The sequence below is a fragment of the Pseudoalteromonas sp. GB43 genome (assembly GCF_054923805.1).
The window spans coordinates 1,130,675-1,145,109 of record NZ_JBPCHJ010000001.1; the positions used below are offsets into that span (position 1 = coordinate 1,130,675).

Sequence of the window (14,435 nt, forward strand, 5' to 3'; positions counted from 1 at the left end):
GCTTGGAAATTGCAAAAACTAGAATGCACCACCATCTCCACCGCCGAAGCCACCATCCCCACCTCCGTCCGAGCCACTATCTATATCACTAAACATTGATGAACCTAAGAGCACTCCTAAAACACCGATACCCGATATATTGGTAATCGTATTATTCATAGACTCTAATGATTCACCTTCAGGGAGATTAGCTTTATAAGTTGCAATATCACAGTACATAAAATATGCGTAATGTATGTGTTTTTTATTAAAGCCCATAACGTCTATTGTTTTATCAACCTGAGCTTTTGTATACGTTACAGAGCCACCGTATCTTTTCGCTAAGGCAGGCCTTAATTTGTATTTATACTTTCTGATTGTAGAACTTTTACCAAACATTAAAGTAGCTCCTGTTTTATAAAGCTTTCCTAAAAGTGTTTGACAAGTAACCCCGACAAACCTGCGAGTGTCTGTAGCTAATGCAAATATCTTTCCTTACATTACTATTAAGCAATACCACGAATGATATCCAGTTTATTTTCTGGTGCATCAACAGACATAAAATTGGGAATAGTCGATTCGCTTCTTCTTGACCGCTCAAGAAATTGTACTGGCCATTCTGTGATCTTTCTTCTTTCACATGCTTATACTGGCCTGTTGATGGCTCATCTATATATTCACGCTGGAGAATTAATGCGAGTGGCTCTTCAGCTCCAGGTATGTCATTACTACATTCCAGTGCTTCTTCGTAAGTGTCGAAAGCATAGTAATAATCGCTCCCCTCTTCTAAATCAGGAGCACCGTTATGAGGGTGGCACCAAACTCGATATTCAAGCACCTCATCCCACACATAACCACCACCAGATTTTGCCAAACCAGCATATTCGCCGACTTTATTTGGCTCCAACACTTTTGGATAACTTTTCATAACCATCCTTGAGCAGAAAATATAAGTAAAAAACAAATATGCGTTTTATCGCGGCTTTTTTTGCTTCTTTTATAGCCTATCAATATCAAAGCTATTGGTTAATAGCTAGACACAATTTCAGCGCGAAATAAATTTCACGCCTACGCTGAGGTTTTTTTAAAGCTGATGGCTGACGGCTGAGAGCTAAAACCGTTGGGTTTCACTCCGTTCTACCCAACCTACCAGTCAAACACAAAAAAGCCCGCGCTGTGCTATACAGGGCGGGCTTTTAAATTTTAGCGGCTTAAGCTTAGAACAAAGCGTTTGCTTTGTTTACGATGTTTTCAACAGTGAAACCAAAGTGCTTGAATAGCTCGCCTGCAGGTGCTGACTCACCGAATGTCGTCATACCAACTACTGCACCATTTAGACCTACGTATTTGTACCAGTAGTCTGCGATGCCCGCTTCGATTGCTACGCGGCGTGTAACGCTTGCTGGTAGTACGCTTTCTTTATACGCGGCGTCTTGCTCATCAAATAAATCAGTTGAAGGCATAGATACCACGCGTACTTTTTTACCTTGTGAACGAAGTTCTGCAGCGGCATCTTGTGCAAGCTGTACTTCAGAACCTGTTGCAATAAGGATAAGCTCTGGCTCACCGTCACAGCTAAGTACGTAACCACCTTTTTTCACATCGGCTAACTGTTGTGCAGTACGCGTTTGTTGCTCAAGGCCTTGACGAGTGAAAATGAGTGACGTTGGGCCATCTTTACGCTCAATAGCTTGTTGCCATGCAATCGCTGACTCAACTTGGTCACATGGACGCCAGTTCACTAGGTTAGGCGTTAAACGCATGCTTGCGATCTGCTCTACCGGTTGGTGCGTTGGACCATCTTCACCTAAACCAATTGAATCGTGCGTGTATACGAAGATACTTGGTTGCTTCATTAGTGCCGCCATACGTACTGCGTTACGTGCGTATTCCATGAACATTAAGAATGTAGCACCGTAAGGAATAAAGCCTTTATGCAGTGCAATACCATTCATAATCGCTGACATACCAAATTCACGTACGCCGTAGAAAATGTAGTTACCGTTTGCATCGTTTGCTTCTAGGCCTTTTGAGCCATCCCAAAGTGTTAAGTTAGAACCAGCAAGGTCAGCAGAGCCACCCATGAATTCTGGTAGTAACGGACCAAACGCGTTTAATGCATTTTGTGATGCTTTACGTGTTGCAGGGTTTGCAGGGTTTGCTTGTAGCTCTTCGATGTAAGCTTGTGACTTTTCAGCCCAATCTGCCGGTAGCTCACCGTTTGTACGGCGCTTAAACTCAGCAGCAAGTTCAGGGTATGCACTTTCATAAGCTGCAAATTTTTCGTCCCAGCTTGCTTCTAGTTGCTTACCTTTTTCTTTGCCATCCCACTCGCTATAGATATCAGCTGGGATTTCGAATGCATCGCCAGTCCAACCAAGGAACTCACGAGATGCTTTAATTTCGTCTTCACCTAGTGGTGCACCGTGACAATCATGGCTACCTGATTTATTAGGTGAACCATAACCAATCACTGTTTTACAACAGATTAATGATGGCTTATCAGTAATGCTACGCGCTTCTTCGATAGCGGCGCGAATTGCATCAGGGTTATGACCATCAACATCGCTAACTACGTGCCAGCCGTATGCTTTGAAGCGCGCTGGTGTGTCATCGCTGAACCAACCTTCTACTTCACCATCAATTGAGATGCCGTTGTCATCCCAAAACGCAACTAGTTTACCTAGGCCTAATGTACCGGCTAATGAACAGGCTTCGTGTGAAATACCTTCCATTAAACAGCCATCACCCATGAATGCATACGTGAAGTGATCAACAATATCGTGGCCTTCACGGTTAAACTGTGCAGCTAGCGCTTTTTCGGCAATTGCCATGCCCACTGCATTTGTGATCCCTTGACCTAATGGACCCGTAGTAGTCTCAATACCTGGTGCATATCCATACTCTGGGTGACCCGGTGTTTTTGAGTGCATTTGACGGAAGTTTTTAATTTCCTCTAGTGGTAAGTCATAGCCACTTAAGTGCAGTAGAGAATAGATCAGCATTGAACCGTGGCCATTCGAAAGAATAAATCGATTCTCGGTCTGCCCACTCTGGATTCGTTGGATTGTGCTTTAGATAATCGCGCCATAGTACTTCTGCGATATCTGCCATGCCCATAGGGGCGCCAGGGTGACCAGATTTGGCCTGTTGTACTGCGTCCATTGATAAGACGCGAATAGCATTTGCAAGTTCTTTGCGTGATGGCATGAATTCTCCTACCTTTATGTATTTGCGCTGGTTGTTTATGAAGCCCCATTCTTACTTATTGTAAGGGTACAGTGCAATTAAAAATCCGCATTAAATGCACCATTTATGGGCGTTTGTTAAGAACAATACGTTATTACTAATTTTAAATGGACGTCTAGGCGTAAAATTACTATGCAAACATATTTGTTTTAGATAAAATACGCCCCTTAATTTTTTAGCGCTATTACCGACGTTTGTGAAGCGCAATATTTGTGAGCAGAAATACAATGGCAAAACATTTATTTACTTCTGAATCTGTTTCTGAAGGTCATCCGGATAAAATCGCGGACCAAATCTCTGACGCGGTTCTAGATGCTATCTTAGAGCAAGATTCTCATGCCCGTGTTGCATGTGAGACTTACGTTAAAACTGGCATGGTGATGGTTGGTGGTGAAATCACAACTAGCGCTTGGGTTGATATCGAAGAAATCACACGTAAAACAGTACGTGAAATCGGTTACACGCACTCAGACATGGGTTTCGATGCTGACTCTTGTGCGATCCTAAACACTATCGGTAAACAATCTCCAGACATCAACCAAGGTGTTGACCGTGCTCGCCCTGAAGAGCAAGGTGCTGGTGACCAAGGTCTAATGTTCGGTTACGCATGTAATGAAACTGACGTTTTAATGCCTGCACCAATCACTTATTCACATCGTCTAGTTCAGCGCCAAGCTGAAGTTCGTAAAAGCGGTGAGCTTAACTGGTTACGCCCAGATGCAAAATCTCAAGTAACGTTTGCATACGAAAATGGCAAGCCTGTTGGTATTGATGCCGTTGTTCTTTCAACTCAACACTGTGATTCAATCTCACAAAACGACTTAGTTGAAGCGGTAATGGAAACGATCATTAAGCCAGTTCTTCCTGCTGAGCTAATCTCAAGCGCGACTAAGTTCTTCATCAACCCAACTGGCCGTTTCGTAATCGGTGGCCCAATGGGTGACTGTGGTCTTACAGGTCGTAAAATCATCGTTGATACATACGGTGGTATGGCTCGTCACGGTGGTGGTGCTTTCTCAGGTAAAGATCCATCAAAAGTTGACCGTTCAGCGGCATATGCTGCTCGTTACGTTGCTAAAAACGTGGTTGCTGCAGGCCTTGCTGACAAATGTGAGCTACAAGTTTCTTACGCTATCGGTGTTGCAGAGCCAACATCTATCAGCATCGAGACATTTGGTACAGGTAAATTAGAAGAAGCGCGTCTAATCGAATTAGTACGTGAGCACTTCGACCTACGTCCTTACGGCTTAATCCAAATGCTTGATCTTGAGCGTCCTATCTATCAACCGACTGCGGCTTATGGTCACTTCGGTCGTGATGAGTTCCCTTGGGAGCGTACAGACAAAGCAGACGCACTTCGCGCAGCTGCTGGCCTGTAATAGGTTAGATAAAATGAAAAAAGCGCCTTTTGGCGCTTTTTTTATGAACACGAACCTAACTGACTTATTAAGTTATCTCGCGAGAACTGATTATTGGTTAATTGCTCTGTCAGTGCTTGTAGCGTTTTATAAACGCTCTTTAGCGATACCTTATTGCTCAACCAATGCGGGATTGAGCCACCCGGATCAGCATAGGCCTGATGGCTTACCAATAAATGACTTTGCTGCTCTTCTAAACGCCAATAAGCCCTGAGCTCTTTAATACGCACAACCCCAGAGACTTCTGCTTTAGCGTATGGCTGACTGATAATTTTTAGCTCTGTTTTATGTTCACCTAAGGCATGATAACAAGAGTAACTCACCAAATCGCGATCTAACACCGGCCAAGGCGAGTTAAAGTGAGTGTAAACAAGGGTTTCTGAGGGGCTTAAGCGCTCCATTAAAGTCACGCTTTTAACATTTTCGAGCCAATTAGGCGCGTTGTCGGTATCACTTAACAGCGCCATAAAGTCACTGGCGTTTAGCATTTTTTACCAGCACAGAAGCATTAATTTCTATAATGCCAGTTTCGTGCTTTTTATAGCTAACCTTTATATCGTCTTGCTGTTTGTAGGTTTGCCATTCAATAGGGTTAGCCACTGCCGAGAGACTCAAACATGCTAACCCTATCCATAGGCACAAGCGCATTTATTTAAAACCAATAAGGGTCTGTATTAAATGACGCGTGGCGACTTTGCTCCATTGCACTGACCAAAAACTCTGACTTTTGATCAAGCCATGATTGAATTTTTGTTAGCTCTAAGTCGTCTTGCCCTGCACATAACTGCTTTAAGTACTCAAGGGTGCTTAACTCATAAATACCATGAGAGATATCAACCCACGGCATACGAAACTCGTTTCGATCTTCTTTATCGAACAAAGCGCCTAAGCAGTTGCCGCTGAGTAATGAGTTTTCAAGGCGGGTGCGCAGTGCCAAATAGTCTTTATCTGTAAACACTTGCTGCTCAGGAATAAGTTCGTGCATATCGTGCCAATCTTTAGCAAATAAACGCTTAGCAATATCGGCAACAGGTTTTTCAGCAGCTTGAAACTCAGTTTGCCCCCATGACTTACGCCATTGTTTTTCAATCAACCATGTTGTTAATTGTAATAATAAGCGATTGTATCGGGTGCTATGGAAAAGTTTTTCGATATCTTCAATGCTTGGCTGCAACTCTTTTAAGTCATTAATAACTTGAGTGAGCTCAGGCGCACTGTTGATTTTTTTGTAGTACGCGTGGCGCTTAGATGTGTAGGTTTTTAGCTGAATAGCATTTTCAACCCATGCTAATTCGCTTAATAACCACTTTAATTCTGTACGTAATGAGTCGGTATCGTCTTTACTAACAATATCGTCAAACAGCCAAAATGTATGGCGAATCAAACGAATACCGTCGGTGACACGCTTAAGGGTTTTTAAGCTTGGTTTTATGAAGTAGCAGGCTTCATGTTTTTGTACAAAGCGAATCGCGTAGTTAATGCTTTCTACTAAGGCTTGTTCTTGGGTTGCACCACGTTTTAGTGGCACAAAGCCAATTGATTTACTTGCTTTTAATGGTTTGTCATCTGCAAGACGATAACCTCGAGCAGCTTTAGAATAAAGCCCTAAGCGAACATGGCTTTCACTTACCAGTTTATCTGCCAAAGCAAACAACTCATTGCGACTACCTTCAATCAGTTCGATTTCAAGTTCAGAGATTGGCTCAACTTGGCCCGATGCAGCCACTTCACCTTTATCTAATACCACTTCAATTTTTGCGCCATTTTCGGTTTCGAGTAACCAAGTACGGCGTATAAAGTTAGTGCTAAAAATTGGGTATAGGTTTTCTGCGATGGCAGGCACTTGCATACCATGCGACCAAATAGCAGCATCAAATGCAAGTAAATCAGGGCGATTACCTGACAGTGGCAAATTGTATTCAGGGCGCTGATGTAAGCCGCCCACCACTTCGCCAGCAAGCTTGATGGTTTGCTCACACTCACCATCACAACAGCGAGTACGAAGGCCAATATCTAAAGCGCGTAATTCTCGGCTTGGCGTATCGTAATAAGCATTTTGTAAATTGCGTGACGGTTTATTGGTAACGGTTTTTGCAAATTGGGTAATTAATGCGGGGATCAGTGGAACAACGGCATCTGACACCAAAAACTTCAGTTCTATCTCAGTATCCATTCGCTTTGCGGAGTACATTTAAAATAAATAAGTGATCAAAATAAACAAAGCAGACTGTTAATGCAAATTTTTTCCTGTTTTTTGCGGTTAAGCCCACGCACGGATTACAATATCAGCCTTGCTATTAATAGTTGAAATCCCTACTATCTCTATACATAAAGAAATTATAAATTTAGCCACTTCTAGGCAAGATCACATTAACAAGGTAGATTGATGTTAAAACAGTGTATTTTTGGGTTGCTCCTTGCGGCCACCTCTTTTATTAGCTACGCAGAAGAAGCACCAAGCAGCGACAGCCAAAACACCGCCTACATAGTCGATAACCTGTACACCTTTATGCACTCAGGTCCAAGCAAAAACTACCGCATTTTAGGTTCAGTCGATGCAGGCACACAAATAGTGTTATTGTCGGGTGAAGATAATGGCTACTTTAAAATTCGTGATGATAAAGATCGTGAAGGTTGGGTAGAGTCAAAATTTGTTACTGAAAATGCAGGTATTCAACAACAGTTTCAAGCGCTGAATAACGACATGACGGTAATGCAAGAACAGCTTCGCCAAGCTGAAATTGAACTACCACAACTACAAGAGCAGAACAAATCACTAACAGAGCAAAACCTAGCGCTTAGCAAGCAAATTGAAGCACTTAAAAGTACTATTGAGTCTGAGCGTAATGCTAAGCAAACAGCCAGTGCCAAAGAGAAACGTCAGTTATTAACTTATGGCGGCGCAATTGCGTTCATCGGCTTACTACTTGGTATTATCCTAACCGTGGTGTTATCTCGTCGTAAACGTTACGACGGCTGGGCATAAACCTCCTCCCCATTTTGACAAAAATAAACCCTGCATTTTGCAGGGTTTATTTTTTAAACTTATCCACTTTTTACTCAAGAGCATTTTTGTCTAAGAGTCTTAAACACTTCTTGCTTTAACACTAAAAGCCCCTCTTTGTAACCTAAGATAAGCAATAACAATATCAAGCCTCCAGGCAATAGCACTGCAATAAGCAGAGGTTTAAGATAAAGCTATAAAAGCAAATACCAGGTACGAATAATACATAACCAATTAAGCGTTTTAATTTATTCATAGTGCAACCATCCATTTAATTGAGCGCGCTCATTTTAATATTGAGCGCGCTCAATTTACAACACCTTTGATTGAGTTTTTTTTAATTTCTGGTTAAATAGCATAAAAATTGGAGTGTTCAGTGACCAAAAAAGAGCAAACAAAACAACAGATACTTACAGCCTCATGGCAGCTTTTTTCAGAGCTCGGCTACCACCAGACCAGCACACGAGATATTGCAAGAGCAGCTAATGTCGCCAATGGCACAGTATTTAGTCACTTTGCGACTAAAGTTGAGATTCTTAAATACAGTTTTGAGAGTGAACTAGAAGATATTCTAAGCCGCGCTAAACACTCAGATTCGAGTACTACAGCGACAGATAGAATGTACCATTACGCTTGTTTTCTTTATGAGTTTTACCTTGCAAAAAAGGAGTTTAGCCGAGAGTTATTTAAAGAAATTATGTGGCAACAGAACGAGCTTGAACCGCAGCTTAAAGCATTCAAAAAGCGCCTGATCAATGACAATGAAGCAACCGCTTTAGATGCAGATATCATTATTGATATTTACTTTATGACGCTCATGGAAGGGCTTAATCAGGAAGACAGTTCTGTCGGTTCGATGCTGGCAACACTCAAAGCAAAACTATCAAAAATTAACATCAATTAGGTTAGTTGTATAAACTGTAGCGCCGTTCGTTCAGTGCTACAGAAAGATAGGAAACCACTCGGTTTCCTTACGTTAAATATCGAATCTAAGGCCTGTGTCCTGTTTTATTTTTTCGATCACCATATAGGTGTGATGTGTACCCACTCCGGGAATATCTACTAAATCACCCAGTACTTGGCGATACTCATCCATATCTGAGACCCGTACTTTTAATAGGTAGTCATAGCCACCAGCGACCATGTCGCATTCAACCACTTGTGGAATATTCAATATATATTCGCGAAACACTTTAAATACTGATGTATTCGAGGTCACCAATGATACCTGTACATGTGCTAACAAGCTCTGGTTAAGTTTAGCTTCGCTAAGCTTTGCGTAATAGCCTTCGATGTAGCCTTCTTGCTCTAAACGTTTTACACGATCTAGACACGGGCTTGGGCTCAGATTTACCTGTTTTGCGAGGTTTACGTTCGATATTCTGCCATTTTTTTGCAGAGCGTCTAAAATTGCTAAATCGATGCGATCTAACATGCGTAATCTATTCGGACTGGTCATAACAGAATTTTATGCGGCTAAGTTAACGGTATGCCCTGTAAATTATCGTAAATCGAAAAATTTAACCAGCATATTCTGCTGGATTTTAATTAGAATGCACGAATTATATCAATGGTAAGAAATGCAATAAGTTCATTTCTAGACTCCACATACCAGAGGGTTACATATGCTATTTAATGGCGATTTGACAACTGAATGTCCAATTAGACAAAAGATCCGTGATTTCTACCGTATTGACGAAAATGCGGTTATTGATCATATTTTGCCTTTGGCTGAAGTAGGCGTGAAAGCGCGTAGCCGAGCGTGGGAACGTGCTCGTCAAATGGTTTTAAATATCCGTCGCGATCAGGATGGTCAAAGCGGTGTAGATGCATTACTAAATGAATTCTCACTTTCGAGTGAAGAAGGCGTTGTATTAATGTGTCTTGCAGAAGCACTATTACGTGTTCCAGATAAAGCAACGCAAGAGTCACTAATTCGTGACAAACTTGCTAAAGGTGACTGGAGCTCGCATTTAGGTAGCAGCGATTCTTTATTTGTAAACGCCTCTTCTTGGGGTCTGTTAGTAACCGGTAAAATGGTTAACTACAGCGACAAGTCAAAAGAGCAGCAATTCGGTGTTCTTAAAAAAACAATTGGTCGTTTAGGTGAGCCTGTTATTCGTAAATCTGTGAACTTCGCGATGAAGATCATGGGTAAGCAATTCGTTATGGGTCGTACTATCAACGAAGCGATTGAACGTGCAGCCGATAAAGAGCAAAAAGGCTACGTATACTCATACGATATGCTAGGTGAAGGCGCACGCACAATGAAAGATGCAGAGCGTTACTTCAACAGCTACATGACAGCTATCCACGCAATTGGTAAAGCGGCAAATGGCCGTGGTCCAATCAAGAGCCCTGGTATCTCAGTTAAAATTTCTGCGATTCACCCACGCTATGAGTTCACACATCGTGAACGTGTTATTGCTGAAATCGTACCTAAGTTAAAAGAACTTGCGCTTGCAGCGAAAAGCTACGATATCGGCTTTACTGTTGATGCTGAAGAAGCTGACCGCTTAGATATCTCTTTAGATGTTATTGAAGCAGTATTCAGTGATGACGATTTAGGTAACTGGAACGGCTTTGGTTTAGCAGTTCAAGCATACCAAAAACGCGCTATTTTTGTGGTTGAATGGGTTGCAGAGCTAGCTCGTCGCGTTGGTCGTAAACTAATGGTTCGTCTTGTAAAAGGCGCATACTGGGATACAGAAATCAAAACCACTCAACAAGATGGTTTAGATCACTACCCTGTATTCACGCGTAAAGCGACCACAGACGTTTCTTACAAAGCCTGTGCTATTAAACTACTTGAAGCACGTGATGTACTGTACCCGCAATTTGCTACACACAACGCCTACACTGCAGCAACAATCTTAGAAGTTGCAAAAGGTGACAACGAAGGTTTTGAATTCCAACGCCTACACGGTATGGGTGAGTCGTTATTCGACCAAATCGTAAGCCAAGAAAAAATTCAATGTCGTGTTTACGCGCCTGTAGGTCAACATGAAGACTTACTTGCCTACTTAGTACGTCGTTTATTAGAAAACGGTGCTAACTCATCATTCGTAAATGCGATTGTTGATACCACTAAGCCTGTTGAGTCACTATTACCTGACCCTGTAGAAACACTGCAAGGTTTACGTAACAAGTACAACACGCAAATTAAGATGCCTATTGATTTATACGGTGAAGAACGTGCTAACTCAAAAGGCATGGACTTAACTGATATCAACGTAATCACACCATTTAAAGAAAACCTTGATACCTGGTTTGCTGAGCACCGCATTGAATTAAGCGATGTGCCAGAAGGCTCTCTTCCGGTAAAGAACCCTGCGAATCACAAAGAAATCATTGGTCATGTGAAGCTACAATCTTCTGACGAAATGACTGCACTTTTAGAAAATGCAGAAAAAGCATTTGAGTCATGGTCACAAACGCCAGTAAAAGAGCGCGCAAACCTATTACGCCGCGTTGCTGATATCTTAGAGCGTCACCACGATGAGTTAGTGGCACTATGTATCAAAGAAGCAGGTAAAGTAACTCAAGATGGCATCGATGAAGTTCGTGAAGCAGTGGATTTCTGCCGCTACTACGCTGCACGCGCAGAGGAACTTTCTGAAGACGAGCGTTTTGAAGCACGTGGTGTGATCTTATGTATCAGCCCATGGAACTTCCCACTTGCAATCTTCCTAGGTCAAGTTGCTGCGGCAATCGTGACAGGTAACACAGTTATTGCTAAACCTGCTGAGCAAACAAGCTTAATTGCCCTTCGTACCATTGAACTTATGCTATCTGTTGGTTTACCTGAGCACGTTGTACAACCTGTTATTGCTCGTGGTAGCGAAGTAGGTAAAACCATCGTTCCTGATGAGCGTATTCAAGCTGTTATGTTCACAGGTTCTACAGAAACCGGTACTGTTATTTCGCAAACATTGGCTGCGCGTAATGATATTCAAGTACCGCTTATTGCTGAAACGGGTGGTCAAAACTGTATGATCGTTGACTCAACTGCTCTACCAGAGCAAGTTGTTGATGATGTAATCAGTTCAGGTTTCCAAAGTGCTGGTCAACGCTGTTCTGCACTACGTGTATTATTCTTACAAGAAGACGTTGCCGATGGCATCATTGAGATGATCAAAGGCGCTTTAAAAGAACTTCACGTTGGCGACCCTTCATTACTTTCAACAGATATCGGCCCAGTTATCGACGAAAAAGCACTTAAAAACTTAAGTGACCACGTTGAATACTTAAAAGGTAATGCAACACTTCACTATGAGTGTGCTATTCCTGATAACAGTGAAAATGGTGCTTACTTCTTTGCGCCTCGTTTATACGAAATCAAAGATTTATCTGTACTTAAGCGCGAAGTATTTGGTCCTTGTGTACATATCATCCGCTTTAAAGGCACAGAGCTTGATAACGTGATTGACCAAATCAATGGCACGGGCTTTGGCTTAACGATGGGTGTGCATTCACGTATCGAAGAGCGCTGTGAATACCTAGCGAAAATGTCACGTGCAGGAAACGTTTACATCAACCGTAATATGATCGGTGCGATTGTTGGCGTACAACCTTTCGGTGGCCGTGGTTTATCTGGTACTGGTCCTAAAGCGGGCGGCCCTAACTACCTACAACGCCTTGTGAAAGAAAAAGCATCACCAGATAACGTACAAATGACAAACCTAACACCTGATGAGTTAGATACTCACCACTATTCAGGTGCAGCTGAGCAAGTTGCTAAGCTAATGGATAACTCATTACGCGATGAGAAGATCTGGCGTGCGACACCACTAAACGACCGAGTTTCTGCTGTACGTCAATTACTTGCAAAAGTAGCGACTGTAGAAATTATTGACGAGCTTGCCGATGACTTAGCATTAACGCTAGCTGATGCTCGTGCGCAACTTAACCGTCTTGAAAAACACATGCGTAAGCACACTGTGTTGCCTGGATAACGGGTGAGTCAAACACACTTCACTTAGAGCCTCGTGGTTGTGTGGTTTGTTATGCAGATAAGAGTACGTCATTTAACTTCTGGGCAATTTCGGTTATCACAGCACTTGCTGCTGGTAACACGGTAATCACGGTTGCTTCTGAGTTATTCTTTGACGAAGCGGTTGCATTCAGAGACAAGTTTATCTCTACAGGTATCGCTGAAGGTGTATTCCAAGTTGCTAAACCTAATCAGTTACAAGCTATCTTAGCGCACCCTCACCTTGCAGGTGCGGTTGTTGCGGCTCGTTCATCACGTTTAGGCTACTTTAGCCAGCAGCTAGCACAACGTAAAGGTGCAATCCTGCCAGTGATCAGCTCTGAGTACTACGACACGCTAATCAAGCGCTTACTGACTGAGAAAACAATCAGCGTTGATACAACCGCATCAGGTGGTAACACATCACTAATGACCTTGGTTGAAGACGACGAGTAAGTTGTATTGCAATAACTAAATGAGAAAGCCCTCGCTAGTCGAGGGCTTTTTGTTTACAGCCATAAAAACCCCTCCTTTTTACTATTATTATTTACTGATACACGAACTTTCTGCTAATTTTATATTATTGTAGTCGTTTAGAAGTAAAGGTCTTGAAAACACTTCCTATCAATCAACTTAAGCCGGGCATGTTTGTACAGAGCGTGACAAAACAAACAGGCAAGATCCGTATAAAAAACCAAGGTTGGGTTAAAACACAGGGAAGTATAGACAAGCTGATCAAAGCTGGCATATTAGAAATTGCGATCGATCCAGACAAAACACTGACCTTAGACAGTGACAATAAAGTGGTTGAGCAGCAACACAATCCGCAACCAGTAGGAGACGCTGCCGCTTTCGATCCTTGGCACACCACTCACAGTGTGTCGGCAGAAATGACTAAAGCCAATAACTTATATAACGAAGCAAGATCATTACAAAGTAAAGCCTTTGACGATATTCGTAATGGCAACAAAATTGATATTGCCCCTTTTCAAGAGCTCGCGACTGGATTTATTGACTCGGTTTTTCGTAACCAAGATGCGCTTGCTTGTATCACCCGTATGCGTGACAAAGATACTTATCTACTTGAACATTCAATCAATGTTTCGATTTTAATTAGTATCTTTGCTAAACACTTAGGTATCGAAAAAACCATTATTGAGGAGCTTGCGACCGGTGCTTTACTGCACGATATTGGAAAAATAAATATTCCCGATGAAATACTCAATAAACCCGGCAAATTAACCGATGCCGAATACCAAACTATTCAAGACCATGCTCGTTTTAGTAAAGAAATTTTAGAACAAGCAGGCTTGAGCGGAATTGCTGTTGATATAGCAGGCTTCCATCACGAACGCTTAGACGGCAGTGGCTACCCATTTGGTAAAAGTGCTGAAGAGATTAGCTTGTACGTACGTATGGCTTCGATTGTTGATGTTTATGATGCATTAACCGCAGAGCGGGTCTATAAAGCTGGTATGGAGCCAATTAAGGCATTTAAGATACTCAAAGATGGCTGCCCCGATAGCTTTGACGGAGACCTAGTCACTAAGTTTATTCAGTGCATCGGTGTTCACCCAGTCGGCACCTTAGTGAAACTTGAAAGCCAAAAATTAGGTGTGGTCACTCACAGTAACCCTACTAGCCCTTTAAAACCTCAAGTTAAAGTGTTCTATAACGCTAAACATGCACGCTATACCGAAATACAGGATATAAACTTAGCAAATAGTCGCTGTCACGACAGTTTAGAAGCCGCCGTCAAACCACTGAGTTCAACATCGACCTGATCCGCTTTTTTAAGAACTCAATTTTACCT

The 14,435-nt window shown here is 42.3% G+C and carries 10 protein-coding genes and 2 pseudogenes; 5 read left to right on the forward strand and 7 right to left on the reverse strand.

Annotated elements, in window-relative coordinates; all coding sequences use genetic code 11:
• Positions 1-18: 18 nt before the first annotated feature.
• The 3 genes and pseudogenes from ACRWSG_RS05350 to tkt all read right to left on the reverse strand — a co-directional run bounded on the left by ACRWSG_RS05350 (position 19) and on the right by tkt (position 3,189).
• A complete protein-coding gene (locus tag ACRWSG_RS05350) occupies positions 19-378 on the reverse strand; it encodes a DUF6559 family protein (RefSeq protein WP_058585786.1) in 360 nt (119 codons plus the stop codon).
• 16 nt (positions 379-394) lie between these two features.
• Complete coding sequence (locus tag ACRWSG_RS05355) at positions 395-907, reverse strand: GCN5 family acetyltransferase (protein ID WP_462165825.1); 513 nt, start codon at positions 905-907, stop codon at positions 395-397.
• A 289-nt stretch (positions 908-1,196) separates the two neighbouring features.
• Positions 1,197-3,189: pseudogene (gene tkt, locus ACRWSG_RS05360) on the reverse strand (transketolase).
• A 266-nt stretch (positions 3,190-3,455) separates the two neighbouring features.
• On the opposite strand from tkt, the gene metK reads away from it, so the two are divergent.
• Positions 3,456-4,607, forward strand: coding sequence for a methionine adenosyltransferase (metK, locus tag ACRWSG_RS05365; RefSeq protein WP_054551125.1), 1,152 nt, complete (start codon positions 3,456-3,458; stop codon positions 4,605-4,607).
• 41 nt (positions 4,608-4,648) lie between these two features.
• On the opposite strand, the gene ACRWSG_RS05370 is transcribed toward metK, so the two are convergent.
• Genes ACRWSG_RS05370 through ACRWSG_RS05380 form a run of 3 tightly spaced genes read right to left on the reverse strand, consistent with a single transcriptional unit; the run spans position 4,649 to position 6,819 of the window.
• Positions 4,649-5,134 (reverse strand): START domain-containing protein, encoded by a 486-nt coding sequence (locus ACRWSG_RS05370; RefSeq protein ID WP_462165826.1) that lies wholly within the window; start codon positions 5,132-5,134, stop codon positions 4,649-4,651.
• On the reverse strand, positions 5,118-5,261 hold the full coding sequence (locus ACRWSG_RS05375; protein ID WP_462165827.1) for a hypothetical protein: 144 nt from the start codon (positions 5,259-5,261) through the stop codon (positions 5,118-5,120). Before ACRWSG_RS05375 ends, ACRWSG_RS05370 begins: the two co-directional genes overlap by 17 nt.
• A gap of 37 nt (positions 5,262-5,298) precedes the next feature.
• Positions 5,299-6,819, reverse strand: coding sequence for a CYTH and CHAD domain-containing protein (locus ACRWSG_RS05380; RefSeq protein ID WP_462165829.1), 1,521 nt, complete (start codon positions 6,817-6,819; stop codon positions 5,299-5,301).
• Between the two features lie 213 nt (positions 6,820-7,032).
• On the opposite strand from ACRWSG_RS05380, the gene ACRWSG_RS05385 reads away from it, so the two are divergent.
• Entirely contained in the window at positions 7,033-7,632 is a 600-nt protein-coding gene (locus tag ACRWSG_RS05385) for a TIGR04211 family SH3 domain-containing protein (protein ID WP_054551122.1), read from the forward strand.
• Positions 7,633-8,026: 394 nt separating this feature from the next.
• Complete coding sequence (locus ACRWSG_RS05390) at positions 8,027-8,554, forward strand: TetR family transcriptional regulator (RefSeq protein WP_199530171.1); 528 nt, start codon at positions 8,027-8,029, stop codon at positions 8,552-8,554.
• Between the two features lie 72 nt (positions 8,555-8,626).
• On the opposite strand, the gene ACRWSG_RS05395 is transcribed toward ACRWSG_RS05390, so the two are convergent.
• Positions 8,627-9,109: a winged helix-turn-helix transcriptional regulator gene (locus tag ACRWSG_RS05395; RefSeq protein ID WP_054551119.1), complete on the reverse strand. Its 483-nt coding sequence runs from the start codon at positions 9,107-9,109 to the stop codon at positions 8,627-8,629.
• Between the two features lie 166 nt (positions 9,110-9,275).
• Between ACRWSG_RS05395 and putA the strand changes: the two are divergent.
• A pseudogene (gene putA, locus ACRWSG_RS05400) lies at positions 9,276-13,078 on the forward strand (bifunctional proline dehydrogenase/L-glutamate gamma-semialdehyde dehydrogenase PutA).
• A gap of 152 nt (positions 13,079-13,230) precedes the next feature.
• The gene (locus ACRWSG_RS05405) at positions 13,231-14,406 is read left to right on the forward strand and encodes an HD-GYP domain-containing protein (protein ID WP_462165830.1); all 1,176 of its coding nucleotides are present in this window, start codon (positions 13,231-13,233) and stop codon (positions 14,404-14,406) included.
• Positions 14,407-14,435 lie beyond the last annotated feature (29 nt).